Below are 26,525 nucleotides of genomic sequence, written 5' to 3'. Positions count from 1 at the left end.
AACACACGGTTAAAACTCAGGAAGTCCTCATGTCTTTAGTCACGGTGATTGAACGGTGCATCAATAACATCATGGCGGTCATTCCACGTGGAAGGCCATCGCGTGAGACTCTTAAACAGGCGCGCGTGATTGCCCATCGTGGTGCCCATGACCGCCAGGTTATCGAAAATACGGACGCGGCCTTTGCCCGCGCCCTAAGCTGCCATTGTTGGGGAATTGAACTGGATGTGCGAAGCACTGCGGATGGTGTTTTTGTCGTGCATCATGACCCCACCCTTATGCGATTATGGCAGCGGCCTGAAGCGATTGGCGATTTGTCTTTTCAAGACTTGCGGGAACTGGTCCCGGACATCCCTTCGCTAGCGGAGGTCATCGGCCGTTATGGCAAGCGTCTTCATTTGTTTATTGAATTGAAAACCCCGGTGGATGAGGCCCTGTTGTATGAATCCCTGCAGGCATTAACCCCGATTGACGATTACCATCTGATCAGTCTTGATGAGGCATTGCTTCGCCCCTTAATGCGTTTCCCGCGGGCAGCCCTCCTTCTCGTCCCGGAACATAATAACGTGCAAGCGTTCTGCTCCTTGAGTTTAAAAGCAAATTACGGTGGGGTTTTAGGTCATTATTTGTTATTGAGCAATAAAAAAATCAAACCGCTCACGGCAGTCAGGCAGCAGGTGGGGGTTGGATTCGTCGATTCAAAAAACAGCTTGTATCGGGAATTGAATCGCGGTATTCGATGGGTGTTTACCAACAGGGCGCAACCTATCAGCGCCCTGTTGAGTAACGAGAATGACCGTAAGGATTAGCGAGGTGAAATCATTTCTTCCGGTTTAACATACTCATTAAACTGCTCGGCTGTGAGGTAACCCAGCTTGACTGCGGCCTCCTGAAGCGACGTGTTGTCATGATGAGCGGTTTTGGCAATTTTGGCTGCTTTGTCGTAACCAATGTGTTGATTTAACGCGGTCACCAGCATCAGTGAATTTTTAAGGTAATACTCAATTTTTGCTTCATTGGCTTCAAGCCCTTCCACACAAAACTCCTGGAATGAATGGCAGGTGTCTGCCAGCAGATTCAGAGAATGCAGGACATTAAAAATAATGACCGGCTTAAAGACGTTGAGTTCGAAATTCCCTTGACTTGCTGCCACCGCGACACTGGTGTCATTGCCGATCACCTGAGCGCAAACCATGGTCATGGCCTCGCACTGGGTCGGATTAACCTTACCGGGCATGATGGAAGAACCGGGTTCATTTTCAGGCAGAATCAATTCGCCCAAGCCACAGCGAGGACCTGAGCCCAACCAGCGCACGTCATTGGCAATTTTCATTAAAGCACAGGCTAAGGCTTTCATGGTGCTGTGTGCCATCACCAGTGCTTCATGAGAAGCTAAGGCCGCGAATTTATTGGGTGCCGACACAAAGGGCAATTGTGTCAATGTGGCGATATGCGTAGCGGCTTTGTCTGCAAACTGGGGATGAGTGTTTAACCCTGTACCAACAGCAGTGCCCCCTAGCGCCAGTTCATAAAGCTCTGGCAGCACCGCCTCAAAACGATGCAGGCAGGCATCGAGCTGGGCTACGTAACCTGAAAACTCCTGGCCTAACGTCAGGGGTACCGCATCCTGCAGATGCGTACGGCCAATTTTAACGATGCGGTTAAAACGGTTCATTTTGTCCGCGAGCGCATCGCGCAGATGCTGCACGGCGGGTATTAATTTCTGCTTGAAAGCCAGGGCAGCGGCGATGTGCATGGCGGTAGGAAAGGTGTCGTTTGACGATTGCGACATGTTGACATGATCATTGGGATGAATTGGTGTTTTGCTGCCCATGACACCTCCGGCCAGTTCAATGGCGCGGTTGGATATGACTTCATTGGCATTCATATTGGATTGGGTCCCGCTGCCGGTTTGCCACACGTGCAGGGGGAAGTGCTCATCAAGCACGCCGGCACTGACTTCATCGGCGGCTTTGATGATTAAATCGGCTTTATCCTGGCTTAACTTGCCAAGCTCAAGATTGGTTAACGCCGCTGCTTTTTTCAAAATGCCAAAGGCATGGGTGACCTCTCGCGGCATGATGTCGCGGCCAATGTTGAAGTGATGCAGCGAACGTTCTGTCTGCGCGCCCCAATACCGGGACGCGGGCACAGCAATTTCGCCCATGCTGTCCGTTTCAATGCGTGTGTTACTCATAATGGTTCCTGATTAGCAAAATGCTAATCTTAGCACAGCCACAGCGGCGGGCCGCAACAGAATCAACCGCTTTTTTCCAGGTCGTCTAATTTCCAGCGCCGATGCGGCCATAACCATTGGGCAGGATTGGCCAGGATGAATTGCTCAATGGCCTGATTATAAATTCGGGTGTTGTCATGCAGGGCCTGCTCCCAATCCTCATTTTCTTTCCAGACGAGGGCGGGATAGAACTGGAGAACATGGTGTTTTTTGTTGAGTCTATAGGTGGCGCCGGGGACAACCAACGCCCCTGTTTTACCTGCCAGGAAAGCAAGCGTCTTATAGGTTCCTGCTTTGCTGCCAAAAAAATCAACGGCAATACCATGACGTCCATCTATGCTGGCATGCTGGTCAAATGTAAACACCAGGACGTTATTGTCACGCAGCAATTTTCGTGCGTGTTTAAACATGTCGCGGCTGTCAATGATGGCAAGATTTGCCTTTTGAAAGCGCTGGAACAGGATTTTTTGCAACCATTTGATACGGATTGCACGGCGGACAAAATAAAAGCGGCCAGAAAGGGCCGCAATCGTGGGGAAGCCCAGTAAGGGAGCATATTCCCAATTGCCTACGTGAGCACAAAGTAAAATCACGCCGCGTTGTTGTGCATGGGCAGACAGGAGATGCTCAAGGCCTTCGATTTCTATTCCCTCTCTCAGCTTGTCATGATTGCACCATCGTATAGAAATGATTTCTTTGAGTGTTGTTAAAAAGTGGGAATAAAAGGCTTTGGCCAGATTCATTTTTTCCTGTTTGGAATGGCATTTAAAAACGCGCTCTATGTTTTTCATGATAATGCGCTTGCGCAGCGGGACGAGATAATACATCAGGCGGCCAACGGCAGTGATTTTAAGATTATCGAGGGAGATTTGCGGCATGGATGCTCCGGGTCCTTTAGAGTTGCCAGCGCTTATAAGACCAAATCCACTGCTCGGGATGACGCAACAGCAGCCTCTCCAGTGTTTGGTTATAAATCACGGTGTTTTTTAATAGGGCAGCGGCTGAATCTGGATCCTCCTGCCAGGTGAGTGCGGGATGAAATTCGATCCGATGCCTGCCTCTCGGTAATCGATGGCAGGAAACAGGAACGACAGGGGCACCCGATTCGTTGGCTAATAAAGCCAAACCCTGATAAGTGTAGGCTGGCAAATTTAAAAAATCAGTGAGTAACGTCCCTTTTGATTCCGCTGGCGCTCGTTGATCAAAGGTGATAAAGACCAAGCCTTGCCGTCTGAGGGCGTCAAGGATAGGGCCTCTGGCCTTGTTTTTAGGGATAATGGTTAAGCCGTGACGTCGGTAATTAGCAAATAGCAATTTTTCCGCCCAGGCGCGTTTAATGGGTTTGCGTACAGCATAGGCCGGGTTAGAGGTAGGGAGCATGACATAACAGAGGGGGCAACCAATTTCCCAGTTGCCAAAATGGCCAGTGAGCAGCAGGACGCCCTTGTTTTGCTTTACGGCTTCCAATAAATGTTCAAGCCCCTGCATATCCGTTTTTCTTTTCAGGGGTTTCACTCCCCGTAACAGACAAATAATCAACTCTTTAAACAGCGTGATCATGTGGGAATAAAAAGCCATAATCAATTGTTTTTTTTGTTTGTCCGATAGTCGATTTCCAAAGACAGCATGGATGTTGGTGTGGGTTTGAGAAGTCGGTTTATGGAATGCATGGTAAAACAGCCGCCCTAACCAGGTGACGGATGGCTCATGGGATGTTTCCTTGTGTTCCATAGCACTCTCACAGCACAAAACGTGAATTTTACCAGCACCGTGTGCATTGTAAAGCAAGGGAATGTCCACTATAGTCGGTTTACTTAAAATTCCGCAGAGTAGTAAGGGATGGGCGAGCGTCCAATAAAAATAGCCATTGTAGCGGGGGAACCTTCAGGGGATTTATTAGGGGCTGGATTAATTGCGGCGCTTAAAGAGCGGCTTGGGAATGTCACTTTTTTCGGCATCGGCGGCCCGCAAATGCAAAGCCAGGGATTTTATTCTTTTTTTGCCATGGAATACCTCTCGGTCATGGGGATTACCGATGTCTTGGGGCGTTATCTGCAGCTGCTTTTTTTGCGTAAACGATTAATCAGGGAATTGACAATGAATCCCCCTGACGTGTTTATCGGTATTGATTATGCCCATTTTAATCTGGTCGTCGAGAAAAAGCTTAAACAACAAGGGATAAAAACCATCCATTATGTCAGTCCCAAAGTATGGGCCTGGCGGCCAAAACGGGTGTATAAAATCAAGGAAGCGGTGGACTTGGTCTTGACCCTGTTCCCTTTTGAAAAGGCATTTTATCAGCGATACGAGGTCCCGGTCTGCTTCGTTGGCCATCCACTGGCGGATATGATTGACCCGCAAATGGATAAAAGGCATCTAAGAAAACAGGCCGGTTATGCTGATTCCGATGCCCTCATCACCCTGCTGCCTGGCAGTCGTCTTGGCGAGCTTCGTTACCTGGGTCCTTTGTACCTTGACGTGATGAATCGACTGAGCCGGAAACGGCCCGATCTTACTTTTATCGTGCCCTTGGCCACCTTAAAAGCCATCACTCTGTTCGAAGCGCAATGGCGTGCATCAGGTTATTCTCATCTTAAGATAAAACTTCAACAGGGAGGTGCCAGAGAGGCCATGGCGCTGGCCAATGTGGTGTTGGTTAAATCGGGTACGGGAACCTTGGAAGCCATGCTGTTAAAATGCAACATGGTGGTCGCGTATAAATGGAGCGCATTGAGTCACCTGATCATTGCTCCGCAGCTTAAAATCAACTACATTGCACTGCCTAACCTGCTGGCCAATGAAGGGCTGGTGCCGGAATTTATTCAAAAGCAGGCGAGGCCTGAGGCCATCAGCCAATGCCTTTTAGAGAAATTGGCCAAGGGCGACGCCCCTGCCAGGGTAGTGGAAAAATTTGAGCAGTTGCATCAGCAGTTAAGGCAGGATGCCAATAGCAAGGCCGCCATGGCGGTTATCAAACTCATCCAGGCAGTGCCTTCATCGGCATAATTTTTTCAAGATTAATGATTGTTTATGCCATTGGCGGGCCTCGATGGCGGGGGTTCCTCCTGTCCGTGTCCCGGGCGGCACATCGTTAATGACCAGCGAGTGGGCTAATACCATGGCGCCGTTGCCGACTTTCGCGTGGTTAACCACGCTGACGCCCCCGCCTACGGTCGCAAATTCCCCCAGGTGGGAACTGCCGGCAATCCCGGAAGTGCCGGCCACGATGCTGCCGCGGCCAATGGTAACATTGTGACCAATCTGCACCAGGTTATCGATACGGCAATGATCCTCAAGAATAGTGTCTTTAACGGAACCTCGATCCACGCAAGTATTGGCGCCTATTTCCACGTTGTTACCAATGATGACGCAGCCGATATGAGGAATACTGTAATGGCCACCTGCATCCGTGGCAAAACCAAATCCTTCCTGTCCAATTCTGGCGCCGGTATAGATCACCACGTTGTTGCCCATCAGGGTATTGGTGATGCTGACGTTGTTTTCTATGCGACAATTGTTACCAATGATCACGTCATGGCCGATGTAACTGTTCACGCCAACTTCGCTCCCCTCGCCGATGACGGCACGTTCACCAATGTAAGCCCCAGGCTGAATAACGCACCCTTTGCCAATGGAAGCGCTTCTGGCAATAAAAGCCTGGGGAGAAATACCTGGTGCTTCTTTGGGGCGTGAATAAAAATGCTGCATGACCAGGGCGAAGGCTTTATAAGGGTTGTGATGAACCAGTAATTTCATGGCCGGCGGGGCATGTTTAACCGCATCCGGGAAAATGATGCAGGCCCCTGCAGCGGTGTTTTTAAACGCCTTAATGTATTTTAGATTATGGAATACGGCAATGTCTGTTTCTTTGGCTTCATCGAGAGGTGCTGCCTGATGAATAAGGCAATCGCTATCCTCGGGGTTATGCAGTGCAGCGTCAGAAACCCGGGCTAAGGTGGCTAAGCTGAACGGGCCGTGATTTTGATTAAAACGCAAGGATTTCATTCGCGATTCCCCCGGCAAATGCCGCGTTCACTGTGACGAAGAAAATGGAGCAGGCAGGCGATTTGCTCATCCGGCAACAAGTCCTGTTCAATTTCGGCAATGGCATTGGGTAAATGATAATTGCAGCGATGAAGGATTTTGTAAGCGCGTTGGATAAGCAGACGCTGCTGGGGTTTAAACTGATTACGGCGCAGGCGTTCAATATTGACTCCAAATAGTTTGGCTGGATTACCCTGAACCAGAGCAAAGGGAGGTACGTCTTTATTGATGTAACTTTTTGCTCCAACCATCGACAGAGAACCTAATTTACTGAATTGATGAATGCCCGAAACACCCCCGACTGTCACCCAGTCCTCAATAATGACATGTCCCGCTATCGCCACGGTATTGGCTATCACATTATGATTCCCCATTTGCACATCATGGGCAACATGGCAACCGGTCATTAACAGGTTGGCGTTGCCAATTCTGGTTTCACTCCCTCCGCCGGCGGTGCCTCGGCTGATGGTGACGTATTCGCGAACGATATTGTCATTGCCCAACGAAACAAAACTTTTTTCGCCATTGAATTTCAAATCCTGCGGAACAGAGCCAATGACGGCGCCGGTATAAATCTGATTGCGTTCGCCGATGGTAGTCCAGCCTTCAATGACGACGTGGGATCCGATGACGGTGTTGGCGCCGATGGCAACGTGTTCGCCAATGACAGAAAACGGACCAATGCTAACATTGGATCCGATTCTTGCTCCCTGGGCAATCAGGGCAGTAGGATGAATTTGCTGGTGAATAGGAATAACTTTGTCGCGTACATGCTGCTGATCCAACTGACTCATTTGCACGACCATACCTCCAAAAAAACAAAACAAGGCTTGATGGGAATCAAGCCTTGTGAGGATCCATTAGCAGAAATAAGTGAATTTGATGAAGACGTTTCTAATGGAGAAATGCTGAGGAATATAAAGGACATTATCCCCTTCCTTGGCACGGTAGGAATCGGGCGACAGGTGGGGCAGGTATTGTTCGGAACCGATGCCGCCTTCAAAGCGGATATGATTGGCGCTTCTGACATCAAAATCAGCGGCAACGGCCAGATTTCCGGCTAATACAGGCGATACCCAGGCTCGGCTGTTGGTGACTTGAGTGTAGCTATGAAACGGACCTGGAGGCAGTTCACCAAGGAACAACGTGTCAACGGACAGCGTTTCATTCCACTCGTTTTTATAGGAGCCGACCAAGATGGATGCCGATACATCGCCGCCGACACTGAAAATGCGGTTTAACCGCCACTTGCCGCCCATACCGATGCGTGGACCGATTCCGTAATACTTGGCGGAGTAATTGATGTTGTCGATTGAGGGTACGTTTGTCCCGGCGATAACGTTGATGAAACGGCCGTTGTAATCGGCTGTGAATCCCTTTCTAAATTCCGTCGCCTTGATGCCGTAAAAGCGGGAAAACTCGACACGGTTAAATTGTTCGGATGGGAAGTAATGATTGGTAATCAAATCGGCAGTCTGGTATTCATAATCCGCACTTATACCGGCTGACGCGGGGCCTCTGACGTACTGAGGGCCGAAATTGGCAAGCTGGCTTAAACGGTTGATGATAAGGCCGTCCTCGCCCACGGCAATGCTTTTGCTGGTTTCGGTTGACAGATGGGAATAGGTCAGCACCAGATCGCGCTCATGGTTAGGATCAAACGCATAGCCCAGACTTAAGGTATAACCCCAGTCGGATTCACCATCCGGCAGGAAGGCAGTCACCTGGCCTGTGGGCGTTGCCTGCTCGGCAAAAACCAGTTTATTAATCCCTTCGTCAGTGATGGCGCCATAAAAAGGGGCGACGCTGAAGAAAAAGTGGTGGCCCTGATCTTCCGCTGCACCCATGGTGCCGGAGAAAGCAGGTGCTGCAAAAGCGAAAGCCCAGGCGAGACAAGCGGTTTTTTTAACAAAATACTTCACGATATTTACTCCATTAAATCATTACATTACTTCCTGAAAAAGCGCTGTAATGATACCATCGAAAAAGGTTTTGTCTATTCATTCGCTTAACTTAATCTTGATTTGGTTAAAAAACAGTCAGGCGATGTGAAGTAACAACGGGTCCTGGGGGCAAGCCACTTTGGCCGAGGGAACCAGACAGGCGATAGAAGGAAAAAACACATGTTAAAACGCGATATTTCGAGAACAAATATCTTGGTCGCCTCCGCCGGTGGAATGATTGGCTCAGGCTGGCTGTTCAGCCCCTTCATCAGTGCACAGATGGCCGGAAGCAATGCCTTGGTAAGCTGGGTTATCGCCGCTTTGTTCATGCTATTCATCGCCCTGCCCTTGTGTGAATTGGGGACAATGTTTCCCGTTGCCGGCGGGATGTCCAATTACCCAACGTTCACCCATGGCAAGGAGGTGGGCTTTTTGTTTGCCTGGACATCCTGGCTTTCCTATGTGGTCATGACCCCGATTGAAATTCAGGCGATACTGCAATACTCCAGCCATTTTTTCCCGGCTCTGATGGCAGGCGATCCCGCCGCGCTCAGCCTGTCAGGGTATGGGTATGTGGCCGCAGGCGCCATCATGCTCTTTGTGGTGATTCTCAATTCCTACGGCATTAAAATGCTGGCGGAATGTAACAAATACGCCAGCATCATCAAATTTATTCTGCCCAGTATTGCCATTATAGCGCTGCTCCATAACAGCCCTTCGCTGGCGAATATTTCCATCCATCTAGGCGATAAGCAAAGCTGGGTGCAGATTTTTACGGCCCTGTCAGCTGGGGGCGTGGCCTTTGCTTTTACCGGATTTCAAAATGGCCTGATTCTGGCCGGCGAAGTGAAAAACCCGCAGCGTGATATTCCCATCGCTATTCTTGGCGCGGTGTTAATTGGCTTTGCGCTCTATTTCATGCTGCAATTCAGCTTCCTTGCCGCCATGCCGCAAAAATACCTGGGCAATGGCTGGCAGGCGCTCCACTATCCGGGCGACAGCGGTCCGTTGGTCGGGTTAACCCTGCTGCTGGGTTTAACCGTGGTGGCCACACTGCTCATGATTGATGCGGCCTTTTCCCCCTTTGGCACCACGCTCGTTTATACTGCGGCTACGTCCCGCATCGTGTACGGCATGGCATTAAATCATCACCTGCCTGAATTTTTCCTTAAAGTGAATCGCCATAAAATTCCTTACGTCACGCTGTATGCCAATTTCCTGGTGGGGTTGTTTTCATTTCTGCCCTTTCCCGGCTGGCAGAAGCTGGTGGCGTTTTTATCGTCAGCGAGCATCCTGTCTTACGGCATTGGTCCCATTTGTCTTCTGGCAATGAGACGATTGCAGCCGGATACTCCAAGGCCGTTCAGATTGCCTTACAGCGGCTTGTTTTCGCACATCGCGTTTTACGTGTGTAATTTAATGCTCTATTGGTGTGGTTTCGCGATTTTGTGGAAATTGTATGCGGCATTGCTGGCGGGACTGGTGATTAGCCTGATTTATAACCGCAAGCCGCTCAGGGCCTGTGGACAGAGTTTATTCTGGTTCTTATCCTACATGACCGTGTTGCTGGTGATCTCCTATCTGGGTTCGTTTGGCGGCCTGGGTCTTTTGCAGTTTCCCTGGGATATGGTTTGTCTTTTGCCATTCAGCCTGATCATGCTGTACTGGTCAGAGCAGGTTATCGACAATGCGCACCACGAACAAATCGAATTCGCGCTGGATGACGATTTAACCAGTGAAGCGGCATCTTAAAGCGCAGGGGTCAAGGTGAGAGACGTACGCATTTACCAGCCTGGCGATTACCTGGCTGGGCAGGAATTAACGTTGACGGAAGAAGCAGGTCAGCACATTGGCGTGGTGCTGCGCATGCAGCCCGGTGAGGTTTTGACTCTGTTTTCTGGTGATAACCGTGAGTTTAAGGCCGAAATCACGGCGGTGCATAAAAAACGGGTGACCGTGAGGCTTAAGGATGTCGAACGGGTTAACAGGGAGTCTCCGCTTCGTCTTCACCTGGCACAGGGCATTTCCAAAGGCGACCGGATGGAATGGGTGGTGCAAAAGGCAGTGGAACTCGGTGTCGCAAGCATCAGCCCTGTGTTCACGGCGCGCTGTGCGGTCAAACTCGATGCGTCGCGTCTTGATAAGAAGCAGGCACAATGGCAGGCGATTGCCGTCGCCGCCTGTGAACAGTGCGGGCGCAATCAGGTGCCGCTGGTGCATAGTCCTTTGTCGTTCCACGAGGTTTTATTAAAGAGAAACGGTTTTCCCGCCTTTATTCTGCAACCGGGTGCACTGCATCATTACCGAAGCTACAGCAACCTTCACGTGGAGGAAGCGATGCTGTTAATTGGTCCGGAAGGCGGCTTGAGTCCCTCTGAATCCGACGAGGCTCAGCAAGCGGGCTTTCTGCCGTTAAGCCTTGGACCGCGTATTTTGCGTACGGAGACGGCTGCGATTACAGCCATTAGTGTTTTGCAAGCGGTCTGGGGTGATCTATAATTGCTATACTTTTTTTCAAATACCTAAATCAGGGGCTATATCCATGAGTGACTATATAAAAACAGTAACGGACGCGAGTTTTGAACAAGATGTATTGAATTCCAACAAACCCGTTCTGGTTGATTTCTGGGCGGAATGGTGCGGTCCTTGTCGCGCATTAACTCCCATCCTTGAAGAGGTTGCCGCCAGTCACGGCGACAGTGTGACCTTTGCCAAATTGAATATCGATGAAAATCAGCAAATGCCGTCCAAGTATGGCGTGATGAGTATTCCTACCCTGATTCTGTTTAAAAATGGGCAGGTAGAGGCCGTTAAAATGGGATTGTTGTCCAAATCCCAATTAAGCGCTTTCGTTGAAAGCAATGTGTAATGTTTGGTTTACCCTGGCTGCTTGCACAGCCAGGGTAAAAAAAGATGGCTTTCATGGCCAGGGTGTGATACGATAAAGCTTCAATATGTGGCTAATTTTTCAAGTCACCAATCCCAGACTATTCTGATTTACTAAATTACACCAACACTTCGTAATAAGTTATTTCAGAAATGAAAAGGTTGGTTACTGACGAATGAAACCCGTAGGCAGCAGTTTCCTTGCTGACTTTCCCATAAAATTTTCCTGGAAAATTCATTTCATTTAATAACACATTCAAGTGAGAAGTATGAATCTTATAGAACTTAAGCAAATGCCCATTGGTGACCTCGTTACTATCGCCGAGGAAATGGGGGTCGAAAACACGTCACGCATGCGCAAGCAGGATATTTTATTCGCTATCCTCAAAGCGCACGCCAGCAAAGGAGAAGATATCCTGGGCGGCGGTGTGATGGAGGTATTGCCCGATGGGTTTGGCTTCCTGCGTTCCGTCGATGCCTCTTATTTGGCCGGTCCTGACGACACCTACGTTTCCCCCAGTCAAATTCGACGTTTTGGCCTGCGTACAGGGGACACGGTGTACGGTAAAATTCGTCCTCCCAAAGACAATGAGCGCTACTTTGCTCTCTTGAAAGTTGACCAGATTAACTTTGACTCCCCTGATAGCACCAAACGTAAAATCTCCTTCGAAAACTTAACGCCTCTGTTTGCTTCCCGGCGATTGGTGATGGAGCAGGGCAATGGCAGTACAGAAGATTTAACGGCCCGGGTTGTGGATTTATGCGCTCCCTTTGGCCGCGGTCAGCGCGGTTTGATTGTGTCTCCCCCCAAAGCGGGTAAAACACTGATGCTGCAAAATCTTGCCCATTCGATTGAGAAAAGCTACCCCGATTGTTATCTGATTGTGTTGTTGATTGATGAGCGACCCGAAGAGGTGACCGAGATGCAGCGCTCTGTTAAGGGCGAAGTGGTTGCCAGCACATTCGATGAACCCGCTAACCGTCACGTCCAGGTGGCCGAAATGGTCATTGAAAAAGCCAAGCGTCTGGTCGAGCACAAGCGCGATGTCATCATTCTGCTGGACTCCATTACCCGTCTTGCGCGGGCCTACAACACCGTGATTCCTTCTTCCGGTAAGGTACTCACCGGGGGTGTGGATGCCAATGCCCTGCAGCGTCCCAAGCGCCTCTATGGTGCGGCCCGTAATGTGGAAGAAGGCGGCAGCCTGACCATCATTGCGACTGCCCTGGTTGATACAGGTTCCAAAATGGATGAAGTCATTTACGAAGAGTTCAAGGGAACCGGTAACATGGAAATCCACTTAAGCCGTAATATCTCTGAGCGTCGTGTATTCCCGGCCATCAACATTAATCGTTCCGGTACCCGCCGTGAAGATCTGCTCTTAAGTCCTGAAGATCTCCATCGTACCTGGATTCTGCGTAAGATTCTGCAATCCATGGAAGAGTGTGAAGCGATTGAATTCCTCCTTGAGCGCATGAAAAATCACAAGACCAATGCTGAGTTTTTTGAGGAAATGAAGCGTTAAAAATCAGCAGCCCTAGCGCACATGACGGTTTTCCTGATGTGCGCTGTCTTCCCTAACTCACCCAATCATTAAGAACAATCCCAATCCCGGCACTGGTGGTGCGGTGATTGTATTCAATCAGACTTTGCCCATAGCCGCTGAACACCTGACCGTAAACCGAGAGCGATTGCAGAATAGGGTAGGACAACGTCACCTGCACGAATCCGCGTTGCAAACCGCTTTCGAGATTCTGCAATTCCAGACTGGCTTTCCAGTCGCCGGGCAACTGATGCGATAACACCAGATTATCATGCCCGAGAAAATGGGCGATATCCGGATTGTGCAAATCACTGGATTCGGCTTTGTCGATTAATGCCCACAGTCGTAAATTGACCAGCCAGCGGTTGCCCGTCCATTTAAGCTGCGTGTATGCGCGATTCCAACTGCGTTCGAGGGAACCGCCGCGGCCGTTGGATTGATGGTTAAGCCCGAGTTGAGCAGCAAAATAGGGATTAAAGTAATTCTCAAGAAATAACTCTGGTTCGTAATTGGTTTCACGAAAATACTGGGATTTGGCATACACCTGCCAATACATGAGCTGCGTGTAGGAAAAATTAAGCGCTAACGGCCTGTCTTTGATGACATGGCGGAAAATGGGAATTTTAAGACTGATCTGCGCTTTAAATTCATCATTCTGGATTTCCTGATTATTGGGGGTCGCGTTCTGATAAATGGCGTGGTAGGGTTTGTTGGTGTAATAATAAGGCAACACGTAGTTGGGACGGTACAGTTCGATCAGGCTCGGGCTGTCGCTGGTTTTTTTCTGCTGCATCACCTGTTTTTCCAGGAGCGTTGGTTTTTTTAATGGAGGTGATTCCTCGTTTGTTTCAGCCCCGCTTGCTAGAGGAAGCATCAAAAGGATACAAAAAAATACAGAATGTTCTTTTCTCACGGGTAAATCTCATGCGCAGACAACCTGAAGTTATATCAATTTGACAGACAAATTTCCACTATGCGCGTTTTAGCCGCGTTTTAGCGTCTGCCAGGTCCTGTATCAACGAATCATAAAAATGAAAGGCTTGAACTAAGGCTAACCGTTGCGGATTTGTTTCAAAATACTCAACCAGGGCTTGAGCCACACGCTCATTGTCGGGGTAAAAAATGATGGCATTGTAGACTTTGGTGATGCCTTCATGCTGCGCTAGAATGTCATTTTCGATTTCATCAACCGTTTGAGTATCCTCGGCTTCTTTAAGCCGCTGCCGAAACAATTCCTTTTGAGCATCAAGCAGTTGTGCAACGGAGCTTAATTGCTTAAGCCGCTGCATAAAATCTTTCGCCATTTGCAACTCGTCACCACTTAATTTGGCATAAAGCGTTTGTTCGCCGAGCCGTTCCCGCGTAGTAGTGATTAAGTTGGCGAGGCTATTGTCGGCGTGAAATACCGCCATGATTTCGGTCAATTCACTGTCGCTTTCGCATTGCTGGCAAATGGCGTCAAACAGGGTTTTATCCATGCCGGAGGCGGCCTTTTGCAATAACTGATTCAGTTCTTTTTCCCGTTGATCAATACCCTGCACCAGGGTGGTCAATTCATCCTCTTCGCTGACCGTTTCCAGTTGCTTTTTAAAATCCTGCATCGACTCTTTAAATAACATGATCTGGGGTCTAAGCTGCTTTAAGGCGCTAATGATGGTGGTCAATGTCGTTTGCTGGTCGTTGGGCATCATCAATCCGGATGGTTAGAACAGGGTTATAGTAGCATAGAGTGCTGCTTTAAGAGAAAAGGCTTCTCACGTATCGCCCAAAAGCATCTTGTGCGATAATCCCTGCTTCACTTAACTCCTGTACGATGGCATGAAATATACTGATTTACGTGATTTTATCGACCAGCTTGAATCGCGTCATTTGCTGCAACGCATTGATTACCCGGTGTCGCCCATTCTCGAAATGACCGTCATCAGCGATCGGGTTTTACGCAAAGCCGGCCCGGCTTTATTATTCACCAGCCCCAAAGGGGCGGCCATGCCGGTATTGACCAATTTATTCGGTACCCCCGAGCGTGTGGCGCTGGGAATGGGAGAAGAATCGGTCCGTGCGTTGCGGGACGTGGGTGTCTTGCTGGCTGCGCTTAAGGAGCCCGAGCCGCCGAAAGGTTTTAAAGACGCATTCAGCAAATTGCCCTTGTTGAAGCAGGCGCTGACGATGGCGCCTAAATACATCAGCCAGGCCCCCTGCCAGACCCATGTGTTTGAAGGCGATGAGGTTGATCTTAGCCGTTTGCCTGTCCAGACCTGCTGGCCTGGCGATGCAGCGCCTTTAATCACCTGGGGTTTGGTGACCACTAAAGGCCCGCATCAGGCGCGTGAAAACATGGGTATTTATCGTCAGCAGGTCATTGGTAAAAACAAAGTGATCATGCGTTGGCTGTCTCATCGGGGCGGTGCACTGGATTACCAGGCCTGGCAGGCCGCCTATCCGGGGGAGCGTTTTCCCGTGGCCGTAACGCTTGGCGCGGATCCTGCCACCCTGCTTGCGGCGGTGACGCCTGTACCGGATACGTTATCCGAATATGCCTTTGCCGGGTTATTACGTGGGCAGCGTACGCAATTAACACAATGCCTGGGCAGTGATCTGCATGTTCCTGCCAGCGCCGAAATTATTCTTGAAGGGTACATTAATCCCGGAGAAGAAGCGGCTGAAGGACCGTTCGGCGATCACACCGGTTATTACAATGAAGTGGACCATTTTCCCGTGTTGACGGTCGAGCGTATCACCCATCGCCCGGATCCCATTTACCACAGCACCTACACTGGCCGTCCGCCTGATGAGCCGGCCATTTTAGGGGTGGCCTTAAACGAGGTATTTATTCCCCTGTTACAAAAGCAGTTCCCAGAAATAGTCGATTTTTATTTGCCACCGGAGGGTTGTTCCTACCGTCTGGCTGTCGTTACCATCAAAAAGCAATACCCCGGCCATGCCAAACGCATCATGATGGCTGTCTGGTCGTTTTTACGGCAATTCATGTACACTAAATTTGTTATTGTCTGCGATGATGACATTAATGCGCGTCAATGGGAGGATGTGATCTGGGCGATGACCACGCGTGTTGACCCTTCGCGGGATACCGTCCTGTTGGATAATACCCCGATTGATTACCTTGATTTTGCTTCACCGGTATCAGGATTAGGCTCTAAAATGGGTATCGATGCGACCCATAAATGGAAAGGTGAAACCCAGCGCGAATGGGGTAAGGCCATTGAAATGGATGATGAGATTATTCAGCGTGTCGACGGCTATTGGGATTCTCTGGGACTGTCGTTATGAGCATTAAAAAGACCTGGGCGCAGGTGGAGCGCGTTACTCCCTTAACCGACAGTATTATTGAATTAACTCTTTCGCCGCAACACTTCATCGACTATCAACCCGGCCAGTATTTAAAAATTCTTTGTGGTGAAGACGCATTAAGTTTTTCCATTGCCAATGCCCCGCTGGGTTCGCATAAGTACGAATTGCACATACGCCATGAGCAGGGGAATCCCTACAATCAGCCGTTGTTTGCAGAAATAAAACGCGAAGGCCGTGTGCAGATAGCCTTGCCTTATGGCGATTGCTTTCTCAATCAGTTGCACCCGGATCGCCCTGTGCTATTCCTTGCTGGCGGCACGGGTTTTGCTCCCGTTAAGGCCATGATCGAACAATTACTGGCTACCGGCGATGCCCGGGCGTTTGCCCTCTATTGGGGCGCGCGCTCACAAAGCGATTTATACATGGATGATAAAGTGAAGCAGTGGCAGGCTCATGTCAGCCGCTTTCGCTACGTCACTTTGCTGTCAGGGGAGAGCCGCGAAAACGTAGCCTCCGTTGTGCAAACGGATTACCCTGACACCTTGCTGAACCACCAGATTGTTATCGCCGGACCGTTTGACATGGTGTATGCCATCCGCGATGCCCTGGTGGCCTCTGGCATGCCGCGTGAACAATTATTTTCAGATGCATTCAGTTTCGAATCGGAGGACAATTAATGGAAACCTTATATCAAATACTCGGGCTTATTGGCGCAGGTTTAATCATTTGGTATTTATTCCGCACGGTCAAAGGGCGGCCTGATTTATTTACCAGTGAAAATTTCAGTAAAAGCTTTGCCACCATGGGCCTCCTTGCGCTGGTGCTGATTGCCTTTGTTGCCTTTCTGGTTTTCATGGTGCGAAGCACGTAACCTCAGTGGCGCTTGGAATTACTGGAGTAACCGTTCTTTTTTTCAATGAGGTAATCACCTACATTGGGATTGTCTATCCACAACGGAATAGTATCGGGCGTTAGATGGCATTCTTCAACATAGGTAATCTGGCTGCAGTTGTCGACTAAAAGCCGGTACCAGGGATTGCGGGTTGCAAAAGCCCGTTTACTGGCCTGAGGATTGTAACGTCCGGAGGCCTGAAAAACAGGATCCGCGTCAATGATCACGGCACGATATCCCAGTTGCTGATGCCATACCCGATCGCCTATATTAAATTTCGCATTTTTAATCATGATACACCTCACCGCGTGATCAAATTTGCCTTTTAATTAATTTATCGGTTAGCCTGAGCGAATCTTGAATGCCAATGCAACAATGAATGAATAAAGAGCTCTTTCGCTATAAAACCGCCTTCGTGACCTGGGTTCTGGTGATAAGTTATGCCTACATGCACGTGAGGCTAACGGGCATCTATATCGATACGGATCTTGAAAAACTCATGAATTTAAGCGCCAGACTGCCTTTTGGGCAGCGCATGCTGGTTCCAGCCCTGGCCAATGGTCTGCATCGTATCCTGCCCTGGTCCCCTGAAGAGATTTTTTTTCTACTGGAACTCTTCTTTGTCAGTCTTTTGTTTTTTACCCTAAAACGTTTGTTTCAGTTTGCATTTAATAAAAACCAGTCGGAATTGTTCAGTTGGTTTTTTCTGCTGTTACTGCCGTTAATGAGCGTGGTGAACTATCGCTTTACTACTCAGGGTGAGGCCACCTTTTTTTATCCCTATGACAGCGCCTGTCTTTTTTTTATGGCCTTGGGCTTTTTACTGTGTCTGCAAAAACGTTGGGTTGCGTTCACGCTGGTGGTGTTAGTGGCTACGTTTAATCGTGAAAGCAGTGTGTTGCTGGTCTTGCTGATTCCAGCCCTGCACTCGCAGGAACGCCGCGGCATGCTCAAGCCCCTGGCGGCTGCCGCCCTGGCCTATGCTTTCGCCCGCCTGATGATCCTGTTTCTGGTCCGCCATTTACCCGGCGCTTGGACGGAGTGGTATTTTCTTTCGTTTGCAGAAACGCATTTTCACAGCAATTTAATCTGGTTATTTAATCAGCAGCATCTGTTGCTGTTTATGTTTTGTTTTGCCGGATTGCCTTTATTCTGGTTTGCTTTTTATGATTACATCCCCAGGCGCTACAGGCCGCTGCGCTATGTCGCTTTTTTTTATTTTACCGCGCTGCTTTTCATCGGTAATTTTATTGAGGCCCGCGTATTTCAGGAAATTCTCATGTTGCTTTATTTGCCGGTGTGCATTGCCATTAGTCGCTGGGTGAGCGGTCAGGAACCGGACTGGCAGGCTCCTTTAGGCCCGCTTGATTACCTTAACCGTTATGCGATTTTTATCATGATGGCAGGCCTCCTGCTGTTACGCCATCCCTTGCAGGCGCTTGCAGTAAGGTTGTCTGCCTGAGTTAACCTTCTGCGCTGCGTTGAGGCAGTGTCGCGGGCTTGAGGCGTTTATTCCAGACGGCTAGCCAAATCCCGGCTTCGTACAGAAGGCATAAAGGCACGGCCAGGATGACTTGCGACAAGACATCCGGCGGCGTTAGCAACATGCCGAGGGTAAAGGCCGCCACGATAATGTAGGGTCGTACCTGCCTTAAGGTCGCCACGTCAAGCCATTGCAGGCGCACCAGGGTGGTGCACAGCAGAGGAACTTGAAAGCAGAAGCCAAAAAGAATCAGCATGCGGGTAATAAAATCAATGGCATCATTCATGTCTGGCATAAGTTTCACGCCGTCGGGAACTGCCTGGGCAAAGAATTGAAACATAAAGGGCAGGACGATATAAAAGCAGAAAAGCAATCCTGCCATAAACAAAACCAGGCCTAAGCTCAAGGCGCCGACGATGGACTGGCGCTCACGTCGGTAGAGGCCTGGGGCAATGAATAACCACAATTGGCTTAAGGCAAAGGGGGCGGTGACCAGCAGCGCGGTATCAGCCGCAAGCCTGACCGGGGTGAGGACTGGTGAGGTAATTCGGGTGGCAATCAACGTATGGTTTGCAGGCAATTGCTTAAGCAGGGGCGTCACCAACGTGTGAAACAGGGCATTGGCATAAAAAAAGAAAAAACAAAAAAGCACCAGAAAAAAAATCACTGTTTTCAGCGCCCTGTGCCGTAGTTCGATTAAATGCAGAAGCATGATAAGGTTCATGAAAAGAGAGTTCTGATTAAGCTATCACGGAAGCGGCTGTATCGGTAGCCGTCCGATTGGCAAATCGGACAAAAGCTGAAAAATCCGGTATAATGAGTGCGATTTTAAACGAGGTAAAGTCCGGTGAGTCATCGTCCACGCAAGCGTTTTGGCCAGAATTTTTTACAGGATCAGGCGGTCATTGGCCGTATCATCGATGCCATTAATCCGCAACCGGCCGACACCATGGTCGAAATCGGTCCAGGGCTTGCGGCATTGACTGTGCCGCTTCTGGGTCGACTCAATCAACTCATTGCCATCGAAATTGATACGGATTTGCAGCAAAGGCTCCTGGAGTTGCCTAAAGCGAAAGACAAATTGCAGTTGCTTGGGGCGGATGCCCTGAGCGTGGATTTTTCGCAGTGGGGCAGACACTTGCGTGTGGTTGGCAATTTGCCGTACAACATTTCAACGCCCCTGCTGCTGCATTTGCTGCATCAGGTCACGTTCATCCGGGACATGCACTTTATGCTGCAGAAAGAAGTCGTCAGCCGAATCGCTGCGGAACCGGGTTCAAAAGCCTATGGACGATTAAGTATCATGGCTCAATATTACTGCGAGGCGAGCTTTTTGTTTGACGTGCCGCCCGATGCGTTTTATCCGAAACCCAAGGTGGATTCCGCCATCCTGCGCCTCGTGCCCTACCCGCAATCCCCGTTTGAAGAAGTGGATTATGGCGTACTGGAAAAAGTGGTGGCCCTGGCGTTCGGAATGCGTCGAAAAACGCTGGCTAACAATTTAAAACCGGTACTAAGTGCTGATCAGTTGCAGGACATTGGCATTAACCCTGTCATGCGGCCTGAACAGGTGTCTGTCAGAGAGTATGTCCGCATAGCCAATGCGGTTGGCAATAGTATAAAATTATAACTGTAGTACAATTTTTGGAGACTCCATTGTTCCATCGTCCTGGCAAAAAAGGCAAGGCCTTGCAGGCTCGCCCGTTGAAAGATATGACTCGTGTTCTTGCTGCCGAAGTACTGCTGGCTGAAGAAAAAAGAGTCACGTTGCTCAATCAGATCAAAGACACGCTGGCCCTCGATTCCACCCGGTTTGAGACACTTTGCCAGGCGTTAATGAACCATTTTGTCAACCACTGTCAGAATTTGCCGGAAACGTCCAACAGTTATTATTCGCAGCCCGGGGGTTTTCTTGATCACGCCTTAAACCGAACTGAGGCAGCACTGAATTTGTTTAAGCAGTTTATTTTGCTGGACGGTGCTGCGGAATTGTCTGAAGAGCAGAAACTCTGGCAATACACCCTGTTTTCAGCCGCCCTTCTGCAGGGAATAGGTAAACTGCAAATCGATTTGAAAGTAGAACTGTTTGATAACAACGGCTTGTTTTTAAAACAATGGAATCCGCTGCTGGAGAGTCTGGCTGCTGTCGGAAGCCATTATGTCTATGAATTTTTGAAAGAATCCGATGTGGAGTTTCGGCGCCGACTCAATTTGCTGTTGGCAACTCGTCTAATGCCCGCCACCGGATTTGCCTGGATTGCTTCCAATCCCCAGGTGCTGGCCATCTGGCTTGCGTTATTGAACGAAGATCATTACGCCGCCGGAACCTTGGGCGCGATTCTCATTCGCGCTGATGCGATTGCCATTCAGCGTTATTTCAATCAGTTAATGGCTCGTAATTACGGTTCCCGAGGCGGCAACCGTTATGGCCGCGTCAGTACTTTTGCGGGCGGCGTGCCGGAATCCATCAGCAACATGGAACAGCAGCTTGGCCTGGAGTTTATCCAGTGGCTGACCAAATCGCTGGAAAGCGGGCGAATAATGATTAACAAGGCGCCCCTGTTGATGGTTCCCGGTGGTCTTTTAATGTCGCCGGACATCTTTAAATTGTTTGTGCGTGAGCATCCTGAGTTTAAAAACTGGCAGGCCATACAAAATGGATTTCTCTCTTTAGGCTTGCACAGGGCAGGTCCCGATGGCCAGGTGGTTTCACGTTTTGAACAATTGAATAACCAGCAGATGCACAGCGGTATCGTGTTTGCCGATTACGCCATTGCCCTGCCGGCGGAGGTGTCTGTTCATTCCCTGCAATCTGGAAAAGTAAGCACGCTTTCGGCCACCGAATTCATCCATCAGGCGCAAGTGAATCATCAGTTTATCGGCCACGCATCCCATGCTGCGATTCAGGCATTGCATCACCTCAATGCCGAAGGCCGTTGGCAGACGGTAGCGCCGGCTTCAGCCCAGGCGAAACCCGGAGTATTAAACGGTGCCTGATTACGCGATAGGCGATATCCAGGGCTGTTATGAACCGTTACTTCGTTTACTGGACCACATTCAATTTAATGAGCATAGCGACAGGCTTTGGTTTGTCGGGGATCTGGTCAATCGCGGGCCGCAATCGCTTGCGGTATTGCGTTTTGTTAAAAACTTGCCGCTGACGCCTTATGTCACCCTGGGTAATCATGATTTGCATCTTCTGAGCCGATTATTTACCGATTCTCTCCGTCAAAACCAGGATGACACCCTGGACGACATCCTTGCCGCCCCCGATCGTGACGACTTGGGGCATTGGTTACGGCACCAGTCTATTCTCCATCACGAAGAGGCTTTAAATGTGGTGATGTGCCATGCCGGCATTGCGCCGGTCTGGGATTTAACCCAGGCGAAACAGCTTGCTGGTGAACTTGAGCAGGTGCTGTCTGGACCCGATTTCCGGGAATTCCTTGCCCACATGTATGGCAATAGTCCCGACCACTGGTCCGATGAACTCCGCGGCATGGAGCGACTGCGTCTGATTACCAATTATTGTACTCGCATGCGCTTTTGCGATGCTGAGGGGCGTTTGCTGCTGCATCATAAAGGCCCCCTGGCCTCGGCCTCGGTAGAGATGCTGCCCTGGTTTGATGTGCCGAGCCGGCGTGGGGTTGAGGCTGACATTGTCTTTGGTCATTGGGCGGCATTGCAGGGCCACTCGCCCAATCCCCGTATTCATGCCATCGACACCGGCTGCTTATGGGGGGGATCGTTAACTGCTCTCCGGTTACAGGATAAGCAACGGTTCAGTGTGCCCGGCTTAAATGCGGCCTAGGTTCTTCTCCCTGCAGCACGCCTTAGTGATCAAATTAAATACATATGATAAACTCCGGTCGCCACAATCAGTGGTCATTAGGAGATTTAGATGAACGTAACACCAGCAATCGCTTTAACCCTGCTCATGAGCAGCAGCGTCATGGCTCAGGACATTCACATCCAGGGAACTTTTTCCAAAACCATCAAGGCCCCCATCGTGCAGGGCAAAAACAGCCTGCAGGCGCCCAAGATTAAAACCATCAAATTACTCAAAGTCGAACTTTCAGCGCACGCACAGCAAATTCTGGCAGCCAGAGCGGCTGCAGCCGTGAACAAAACGCAACAATGGACGTCCCCCTCCAGCAGCAAGTACCCTCCCCAGGTGGAATTGGGCATGAATGACGTGCCGGTACTGGATCAGGGCTTCCATGGCTCCTGCGTGACCTTCGCGTCCACGGCGGCCGTGGATGCCGTGTTGCAAAAGGGCGACTACGTCAGCCAATTATGCCAATTGCAGTTAGGCAATTACCTGGAAAAACAAGGGTATGCCTTAAGCGGTTGGGACGGCTCACTGGGACGATTTGTTTTAAGCCAGATGGACATGTTTGGGATCGTGCCCAAAGAGCGTGAAGCGGCTCAGGGATGCGGTGGTTTGCACGAGTATCCGCTGGAAGGCGAAAGACCGTTTGACGTAATGACGCCTGAGGAATACCGTGAAATCAGCCTGCCCATGGACGAACGCGTAGCCTGGTCTCCTGTCCTGGATGTTATGGATGCCTTTGATCGTTTTGACACCAATCAAACCTTGTCGCAGGTGAAAGCCTCCCTGTCCGCGGGTGATCGGGTGACATTCGGTGTGTTGTTGCTTGATTTTGATCTCGGTACCATGGGGGCAGTCGGCACGCGCAATTCCACCAACGACAGCTGGGTACTGACACCGCAAATTGCCCGCGATGTTTACCAAAGACCCTTTTTTGGTGGACATGAAATGGTCATTACCGGCTATGATGACAATGCCGTTGCAATTGATGATGAAGGACGTGAGCATCGCGGTCTGTTAACCCTGCGTAATTCCTGGGGTGATCGTCTGGGAGATCATGGTGATTTTTACATGTCTTACGATTACTTCAAGCTGCTGGTTATCGAAGCCCAACGCATTCGCTCGCTGGGTGAAACCGATGAAGGCGGTGATGAGTCCGCTCAAACGCATTAATGCCTTGTCCTAAGTTGTTCCTTATCGCGGCTTGCCTGGCTGGCCGCGATAAACGCCAGAATACAATCACGTCATCAATAAATTAATTGCCACGTCCAAATCGCGATTTGCTGAAAGCGACCCGCGCAGGAACGGATTCTTTACCCAACGCCGCACGTGCTTCAATCTCACGGTAACGGGTTAAGCCCCCTTCGCGATTGGCAATTTGAATATTAAGGCCGGGACGGGCATTCAGTTCCAGCATAAAAGGACCGTGCTCTTTATCAAGTACAATATCCACGCCCAGATAACCCAGACCGGTTAATTCATAACAACTGGCGGCAATTTCAAGAATTTTATCCCAGTAAGGGACTTCAATGCCGACAATGGCATTGAGCGTATCGGGGTGAAAATCAATGGCATCGTTGTGGAATACGCCGCCTAAAGTCTTACCGCTGGCTAAATCCACCCCCACCCCTATTGCGCCCTGATGCAGGTTGGCCTTACCTCCGGATAAACGCGTGGGCAACCTGACCATGGCCATGGCTGGATAACCCAGAAGGGTAATAATACGGATGTCAGGAATGCCTTCGTAACTGACTTCTTTAAACACCGGATCCACCACCACGCGGTGTTCAATGATGGCATAATCCGCATGGCCGCCCAGGCTGTAAGCGCCGGAAAGCAGGCAGGACAAGTGATAACTTAATTCTTGGCTAGTGGTTAACTTGCCATTGATTTGACGGTAGCGTCCAAATACTCGATCGGTGAACACAAGAATGCCATCGCCGCCTGCGCCATGTGCGGGTTTGACCACAAAATCCTTATACGGCGAAAGCAAGTCATCGATTGTCTTGATTTGATGTTCATTTTCAATGGTCAAATACAATTCCGGCACGGCAATGCCGGCTGCAATCGCCAGGCGTTTCGTTTTTAATTTGTCATCCACCAGCGGATAAAGTTTGCGTTCATTGTAGGGCAAGACATAATCACAGTTTCGTTGATTAATGCTTAAAACACCACGCTCACGCAAATGACGATAGAGTTTCCACATCATTGCTCTCCGCCTAAGACTTTAAAGCGCTTCAGCTCGGACAAACGATAACCCCGGTATTGGCCGAACCAGATAATCAGTGCCAGCAGAACGAGTAACAATTCCGGAAACGCGAAAACCAAATACTGCATGGGGGCATAATTCATGGCGCCAAACGCGATGACTGCCGCAATCAAACTGCCGATGCCGGATTTAATCGCTTCCGATGCCCCCCGCTCATCCCAGGTGATGCACATCCTTTCGATGGTCATCGTCAGAATCACCATGGGGAAGAGGGCCACGGACAAGCCCGATTCGAGACCTAAATTCTGGCTCATGACGCTGATAAAAATCATGAGAAGAATGACCACCGTGAGGATGGCGGCTAATCGCGGCACCAGCAAAAGCCGCAATTGATCCAGGTAAAATCGCGCCAGCAAACCGAATGACACAATGATCACAAACAGGGTGATTCCCCAAATGACATGGGTTTCACGGAACGCCAATGCAATCAATACTGGCATGAACGTACCGAAGGTTTTCAACCCGACAAAATTACGCAGCAAAAGGATAATAAAGGCGCCTATGGGCACTGTTAGGAGAATTTTATAGGTTTCCTGAACGTTGACTGGCAATTGCAGTAAGGAAAAACGCAACAGCTGCGAATCAGTCTGCAGCCCGCGTGCCTTGGCAATGGTCAGGGCATTGATTGGGGTTGGGGAAATGGTCAGATTAAAAACCGGTTTCTTGCCGCCGGTAACCTGAAACAGGGGTTCAGCACCATATTGCCATACCAGAAAATTCCTGGGAAACCCGGCGCCGCCTGTTCTGGGATTGATATAAATCCACTCTTTCCCATTGTAAACCACGAGGTAGGATTTGAATTCTGCCTTATTCTGCTGGCTTAAATTCAACCCCTTCACCGGCATGGCATAAATTCTGGCCTGATTGAGCACGGTGATGGCGGCTTGAATCACGTTGTCGTCAGTGAAATCAGGCCCTACCAGTAACTTGGCATTGCCGTCTTTTTTATTGAGCTCCTTGATGGTGCCCTGAGCAAAGGTCTGGATATCGGCCGACGATTGCCGCACCAAGGTGGTAATGGTATCCACAGCCGACTTCTGGTTTTCGGCCAGGGGTTGGGCTTTGACGATGGGCGGTTTGCCCAGACTGGATTCATTGCCGTCTGTTTCACGGAAAATGGCGCGGTAATACAGTGACTGCGCACCGCTGCCACGACGCAGCGACCAGACTGTTTGACGATTAAAGCCGCTTAAATTGGTGGTGACCCCGTAATTATGGGAGACAAAATATTCGTCGAGAATGGCAAAATAAGGGGGCATGTAAGGGATAACAAAATTGGCTTTGACCGGCGTATTGCGATTGGCTACAAAGCGTAAATTCGCTTCGACCATCCAGCTGTTGACAGTTTCAGTATCGGTAAGGGGAACATCCAGCGCCAGGTGACGGTAGAAAAAAAGGCCGAGGCCAATGACAAACAGCGAGATGATCAGGCCATACACATGGCGTTTGTTTGATTTCATTTTGGTTCAACTTTTTCGGTTTTAATAGTAAAAGCTAAGCTGGGATCGACTAAACCATCGAAGGCTTTAATGGCGTCACGTCCCAATAATAAAGGGTAATTGAAGCGTTTGCGGTTAGTTAAATTGACCGCGATAAGGCGTTCCCTTTCGCCGATTTTAATCCGGATAAGCACGACAGGGCGTTTGATAGGCGCGATTTTGGAGATGCCCTCGTGTCGCTCCCCGGCACGCACTTTGATTTTGACTTTGCCGATGTATTCCGAAGTGAATTCCACATTGCCTATTTTGCTGGGGACAATGTAGCGCAGGTAAGATTTGCCGTCTTTTTCAAATTCCTGAATGTTGATTGCGCTTAAAGAGGCCGATTTCGCTCCGGTATCCAGTTTGGCCGACAGCATCAGATTTTTTTCTACCAGTGTTGCTTTCTCGACATAGCCATAAATTATTTTTTCATTTGCTGCCATGGAACACCCTGATAATACTGCCCAAACCATACCAATCAAACCACTCAACTTCATTCACTTGACCTTTCGATAAATGCTGACAAGACTGCTAATACTAGCAGGTTAGTGTAATTACGCACAGTTCCGGCAAGGGGAATTGCGTATAAAATCAGTGCCGTACTAT

27 protein-coding genes are annotated in these 26,525 nt (G+C 49.6%); 14 read left to right on the top strand and 13 right to left on the bottom strand.

Annotation, left to right across the window (positions count from 1 at the left end; all coding sequences use genetic code 11):
• Nucleotides 1–29 precede the first annotated feature (29 nt).
• The gene (locus DYE45_RS14135; protein WP_108290966.1) at nt 30–809 is read left to right on the top strand and encodes a glycerophosphodiester phosphodiesterase; all 780 of its coding nucleotides are present in this window, start codon (nt 30–32) and stop codon (nt 807–809) included.
• On the opposite strand, the gene fumC is transcribed toward DYE45_RS14135, so the two are convergent.
• The 3 genes from fumC to DYE45_RS14120 all read right to left on the bottom strand — a co-directional run bounded on the left by fumC (nt 806) and on the right by DYE45_RS14120 (nt 3,967).
• Nucleotides 806–2,197 (bottom strand): class II fumarate hydratase, encoded by a 1,392-nt coding sequence (fumC, locus tag DYE45_RS14130; protein WP_108290964.1) that lies wholly within the window; start codon nt 2,195–2,197, stop codon nt 806–808. The genes DYE45_RS14135 and fumC overlap by 4 nt on opposite strands.
• Before the next feature lie 62 nt (nt 2,198–2,259).
• Complete coding sequence (locus tag DYE45_RS14125) at nt 2,260–3,114, bottom strand: lysophospholipid acyltransferase family protein (protein WP_108290962.1); 855 nt, start codon at nt 3,112–3,114, stop codon at nt 2,260–2,262.
• 16 nt (nt 3,115–3,130) lie between these two features.
• Nucleotides 3,131–3,967, bottom strand: coding sequence for a lysophospholipid acyltransferase family protein (locus DYE45_RS14120; protein ID WP_108290960.1), 837 nt, complete (start codon nt 3,965–3,967; stop codon nt 3,131–3,133).
• A gap of 108 nt (nt 3,968–4,075) precedes the next feature.
• On the opposite strand from DYE45_RS14120, the gene lpxB reads away from it, so the two are divergent.
• The gene (lpxB, locus tag DYE45_RS14115; RefSeq protein ID WP_108290958.1) at nt 4,076–5,242 is read left to right on the top strand and encodes a lipid-A-disaccharide synthase; all 1,167 of its coding nucleotides are present in this window, start codon (nt 4,076–4,078) and stop codon (nt 5,240–5,242) included.
• Here lpxB and lpxD read toward each other — a convergent pair.
• From lpxD to DYE45_RS14100, 3 genes are read right to left on the bottom strand one after another with little or no spacing between them, the layout of a single operon-like run.
• Nucleotides 5,231–6,241, bottom strand: coding sequence for a UDP-3-O-(3-hydroxymyristoyl)glucosamine N-acyltransferase (gene lpxD / locus DYE45_RS14110; protein ID WP_108290956.1), 1,011 nt, complete (start codon nt 6,239–6,241; stop codon nt 5,231–5,233). The genes lpxB and lpxD overlap by 12 nt on opposite strands.
• Nucleotides 6,238–7,080, bottom strand: coding sequence for an acyl-ACP--UDP-N-acetylglucosamine O-acyltransferase (gene lpxA / locus DYE45_RS14105; protein WP_108291376.1), 843 nt, complete (start codon nt 7,078–7,080; stop codon nt 6,238–6,240). The genes lpxD and lpxA overlap by 4 nt, the downstream gene beginning before the upstream one ends.
• Before the next feature lie 60 nt (nt 7,081–7,140).
• Nucleotides 7,141–8,202: an Lpg1974 family pore-forming outer membrane protein gene (locus DYE45_RS14100; protein WP_108290954.1), complete on the bottom strand. Its 1,062-nt coding sequence runs from the start codon at nt 8,200–8,202 to the stop codon at nt 7,141–7,143.
• A gap of 201 nt (nt 8,203–8,403) precedes the next feature.
• On the opposite strand from DYE45_RS14100, the gene DYE45_RS14095 reads away from it, so the two are divergent.
• The 4 genes from DYE45_RS14095 to rho all read left to right on the top strand — a co-directional run bounded on the left by DYE45_RS14095 (nt 8,404) and on the right by rho (nt 12,635).
• Nucleotides 8,404–9,975 (top strand): APC family permease, encoded by a 1,572-nt coding sequence (locus tag DYE45_RS14095; RefSeq protein WP_108290952.1) that lies wholly within the window; start codon nt 8,404–8,406, stop codon nt 9,973–9,975.
• Between the two features lie 15 nt (nt 9,976–9,990).
• On the top strand, nt 9,991–10,722 hold the full coding sequence (locus DYE45_RS14090) for a 16S rRNA (uracil(1498)-N(3))-methyltransferase (protein ID WP_108290950.1): 732 nt from the start codon (nt 9,991–9,993) through the stop codon (nt 10,720–10,722).
• Nucleotides 10,723–10,765: 43 nt separating this feature from the next.
• Nucleotides 10,766–11,092 carry a thioredoxin gene (trxA, locus tag DYE45_RS14085; protein WP_058532582.1) on the top strand — a complete coding sequence of 109 codons (327 nt, stop codon included), beginning with the start codon at nt 10,766–10,768 and terminating at the stop codon, nt 11,090–11,092.
• Between the two features lie 286 nt (nt 11,093–11,378).
• Nucleotides 11,379–12,635 carry a transcription termination factor Rho gene (gene rho / locus DYE45_RS14080; RefSeq protein ID WP_108290948.1) on the top strand — a complete coding sequence of 419 codons (1,257 nt, stop codon included), beginning with the start codon at nt 11,379–11,381 and terminating at the stop codon, nt 12,633–12,635.
• Between the two features lie 52 nt (nt 12,636–12,687).
• On the opposite strand, the gene DYE45_RS14075 is transcribed toward rho, so the two are convergent.
• Both DYE45_RS14075 and DYE45_RS14070 read right to left on the bottom strand, forming a co-directional pair.
• A complete protein-coding gene (locus DYE45_RS14075) occupies nt 12,688–13,527 on the bottom strand; it encodes a phospholipase A (RefSeq protein WP_108290946.1) in 840 nt (279 codons plus the stop codon).
• Nucleotides 13,528–13,624: 97 nt separating this feature from the next.
• Nucleotides 13,625–14,344, bottom strand: coding sequence for a hypothetical protein (locus tag DYE45_RS14070; RefSeq protein ID WP_133138197.1), 720 nt, complete (start codon nt 14,342–14,344; stop codon nt 13,625–13,627).
• A 127-nt stretch (nt 14,345–14,471) separates the two neighbouring features.
• Here DYE45_RS14070 and ubiD point away from each other — a divergent pair, with 127 nt between their 5' ends.
• From ubiD to DYE45_RS14055, 3 genes are read left to right on the top strand one after another with little or no spacing between them, the layout of a single operon-like run.
• Nucleotides 14,472–15,941 carry a 4-hydroxy-3-polyprenylbenzoate decarboxylase gene (gene ubiD / locus DYE45_RS14065; RefSeq protein WP_108290942.1) on the top strand — a complete coding sequence of 490 codons (1,470 nt, stop codon included), beginning with the start codon at nt 14,472–14,474 and terminating at the stop codon, nt 15,939–15,941.
• Nucleotides 15,938–16,639, top strand: a complete 702-nt coding sequence (locus DYE45_RS14060; protein WP_108290940.1) for an NAD(P)H-flavin reductase — start codon at nt 15,938–15,940, stop codon at nt 16,637–16,639. The genes ubiD and DYE45_RS14060 overlap by 4 nt, the downstream gene beginning before the upstream one ends.
• Entirely contained in the window at nt 16,639–16,833 is a 195-nt protein-coding gene (locus DYE45_RS14055; protein ID WP_108290938.1) for a hypothetical protein, read from the top strand. Before DYE45_RS14060 ends, DYE45_RS14055 begins: the two co-directional genes overlap by 1 nt.
• Before the next feature lie 2 nt (nt 16,834–16,835).
• On the opposite strand, the gene hspQ is transcribed toward DYE45_RS14055, so the two are convergent.
• Nucleotides 16,836–17,147, bottom strand: coding sequence for a heat shock protein HspQ (hspQ, locus tag DYE45_RS14050; protein WP_058532575.1), 312 nt, complete (start codon nt 17,145–17,147; stop codon nt 16,836–16,838).
• A gap of 86 nt (nt 17,148–17,233) precedes the next feature.
• On the opposite strand from hspQ, the gene DYE45_RS14045 reads away from it, so the two are divergent.
• Nucleotides 17,234–18,316, top strand: a complete 1,083-nt coding sequence (locus DYE45_RS14045; protein WP_115301017.1) for a hypothetical protein — start codon at nt 17,234–17,236, stop codon at nt 18,314–18,316.
• 1 nt (nt 18,317) lies between these two features.
• Here the strand turns inward: DYE45_RS14045 and tatC are convergent, their stop codons facing one another.
• The gene (gene tatC, locus DYE45_RS14040; protein WP_115301016.1) at nt 18,318–19,049 is read right to left on the bottom strand and encodes a twin-arginine translocase subunit TatC; all 732 of its coding nucleotides are present in this window, start codon (nt 19,047–19,049) and stop codon (nt 18,318–18,320) included.
• Nucleotides 19,050–19,184: 135 nt separating this feature from the next.
• Between tatC and rsmA the strand changes: the two genes are divergently transcribed.
• The 4 genes from rsmA to DYE45_RS14020 all read left to right on the top strand — a co-directional run bounded on the left by rsmA (nt 19,185) and on the right by DYE45_RS14020 (nt 23,342).
• On the top strand, nt 19,185–19,967 hold the full coding sequence (gene rsmA, locus DYE45_RS14035; RefSeq protein WP_115301015.1) for a 16S rRNA (adenine(1518)-N(6)/adenine(1519)-N(6))-dimethyltransferase RsmA: 783 nt from the start codon (nt 19,185–19,187) through the stop codon (nt 19,965–19,967).
• Between the two features lie 26 nt (nt 19,968–19,993).
• The gene (locus tag DYE45_RS14030; RefSeq protein WP_174703695.1) at nt 19,994–21,334 is read left to right on the top strand and encodes a TraI domain-containing protein; all 1,341 of its coding nucleotides are present in this window, start codon (nt 19,994–19,996) and stop codon (nt 21,332–21,334) included.
• Nucleotides 21,327–22,148, top strand: a complete 822-nt coding sequence (locus DYE45_RS14025) for a symmetrical bis(5'-nucleosyl)-tetraphosphatase (protein WP_108290930.1) — start codon at nt 21,327–21,329, stop codon at nt 22,146–22,148. The genes DYE45_RS14030 and DYE45_RS14025 overlap by 8 nt, the downstream gene beginning before the upstream one ends.
• Nucleotides 22,149–22,238: 90 nt before the next feature.
• Nucleotides 22,239–23,342, top strand: coding sequence for a C1 family peptidase (locus DYE45_RS14020; RefSeq protein WP_108290928.1), 1,104 nt, complete (start codon nt 22,239–22,241; stop codon nt 23,340–23,342).
• An 82-nt stretch (nt 23,343–23,424) separates the two neighbouring features.
• On the opposite strand, the gene DYE45_RS14015 is transcribed toward DYE45_RS14020, so the two are convergent.
• Genes DYE45_RS14015 through DYE45_RS14005 form a run of 3 tightly spaced genes read right to left on the bottom strand, consistent with a single transcriptional unit; the run spans nt 23,425 to nt 26,362 of the window.
• Nucleotides 23,425–24,375 (bottom strand): alpha-L-glutamate ligase-like protein, encoded by a 951-nt coding sequence (locus tag DYE45_RS14015; protein ID WP_108290926.1) that lies wholly within the window; start codon nt 24,373–24,375, stop codon nt 23,425–23,427.
• On the bottom strand, nt 24,375–25,898 hold the full coding sequence (locus DYE45_RS14010; protein ID WP_108290924.1) for an inactive transglutaminase family protein: 1,524 nt from the start codon (nt 25,896–25,898) through the stop codon (nt 24,375–24,377). Before DYE45_RS14010 ends, DYE45_RS14015 begins: the two co-directional genes overlap by 1 nt.
• Nucleotides 25,895–26,362, bottom strand: coding sequence for an ATP-dependent zinc protease family protein (locus DYE45_RS14005; RefSeq protein ID WP_242602712.1), 468 nt, complete (start codon nt 26,360–26,362; stop codon nt 25,895–25,897). Before DYE45_RS14005 ends, DYE45_RS14010 begins: the two co-directional genes overlap by 4 nt.
• Nucleotides 26,363–26,525 lie beyond the last annotated feature (163 nt).

It is taken from the genome of Legionella taurinensis (genome assembly GCF_900452865.1).
Lineage (GTDB): Bacteria > Pseudomonadota > Gammaproteobacteria > Legionellales > Legionellaceae > Legionella_C > Legionella_C taurinensis.
Note: the sequence above shows the minus strand (reverse complement) of the source record. Positions and strands in the feature narration are given on the sequence as shown.

Coding starts and splice junctions, on each gene's coding strand:
- trxA (WP_058532582.1), top strand. CDS start 10,766: ATGAGTGACTATATAAAAACAGTAACGGACGCGAGTTTTGAACAAGAT.
- lpxD (WP_108290956.1), bottom strand. CDS start 6,241: ATGAAATCCTTGCGTTTTAATCAAAATCACGGCCCGTTCAGCTTAGCC.
- DYE45_RS14045 (WP_115301017.1), top strand. CDS start 17,234: ATGAATAAAGAGCTCTTTCGCTATAAAACCGCCTTCGTGACCTGGGTT.
- DYE45_RS14055 (WP_108290938.1), top strand. CDS start 16,639: ATGGAAACCTTATATCAAATACTCGGGCTTATTGGCGCAGGTTTAATC.
- DYE45_RS14120 (WP_108290960.1), bottom strand. CDS start 3,967: ATGGAACACAAGGAAACATCCCATGAGCCATCCGTCACCTGGTTAGGG.
- DYE45_RS14125 (WP_108290962.1), bottom strand. CDS start 3,114: ATGCCGCAAATCTCCCTCGATAATCTTAAAATCACTGCCGTTGGCCGC.
- DYE45_RS14020 (WP_108290928.1), top strand. CDS start 22,239: ATGAACGTAACACCAGCAATCGCTTTAACCCTGCTCATGAGCAGCAGC.
- DYE45_RS14060 (WP_108290940.1), top strand. CDS start 15,938: ATGAGCATTAAAAAGACCTGGGCGCAGGTGGAGCGCGTTACTCCCTTA.
- DYE45_RS14010 (WP_108290924.1), bottom strand. CDS start 25,898: ATGAAATCAAACAAACGCCATGTGTATGGCCTGATCATCTCGCTGTTT.
- tatC (WP_115301016.1), bottom strand. CDS start 19,049: ATGCTTCTGCATTTAATCGAACTACGGCACAGGGCGCTGAAAACAGTG.
- DYE45_RS14005 (WP_242602712.1), bottom strand. CDS start 26,362: ATGGCAGCAAATGAAAAAATAATTTATGGCTATGTCGAGAAAGCAACA.
- rho (WP_108290948.1), top strand. CDS start 11,379: ATGAATCTTATAGAACTTAAGCAAATGCCCATTGGTGACCTCGTTACT.
- DYE45_RS14075 (WP_108290946.1), bottom strand. CDS start 13,527: ATGCTTCCTCTAGCAAGCGGGGCTGAAACAAACGAGGAATCACCTCCA.
- DYE45_RS14015 (WP_108290926.1), bottom strand. CDS start 24,375: ATGTGGAAACTCTATCGTCATTTGCGTGAGCGTGGTGTTTTAAGCATT.
- ubiD (WP_108290942.1), top strand. CDS start 14,472: ATGAAATATACTGATTTACGTGATTTTATCGACCAGCTTGAATCGCGT.
- DYE45_RS14095 (WP_108290952.1), top strand. CDS start 8,404: ATGTTAAAACGCGATATTTCGAGAACAAATATCTTGGTCGCCTCCGCC.
- DYE45_RS14070 (WP_133138197.1), bottom strand. CDS start 14,344: ATGATGCCCAACGACCAGCAAACGACATTGACCACCATCATTAGCGCC.
- fumC (WP_108290964.1), bottom strand. CDS start 2,197: ATGAGTAACACACGCATTGAAACGGACAGCATGGGCGAAATTGCTGTG.
- DYE45_RS14135 (WP_108290966.1), top strand. CDS start 30: ATGTCTTTAGTCACGGTGATTGAACGGTGCATCAATAACATCATGGCG.
- hspQ (WP_058532575.1), bottom strand. CDS start 17,147: ATGATTAAAAATGCGAAATTTAATATAGGCGATCGGGTATGGCATCAG.
- lpxB (WP_108290958.1), top strand. CDS start 4,076: ATGGGCGAGCGTCCAATAAAAATAGCCATTGTAGCGGGGGAACCTTCA.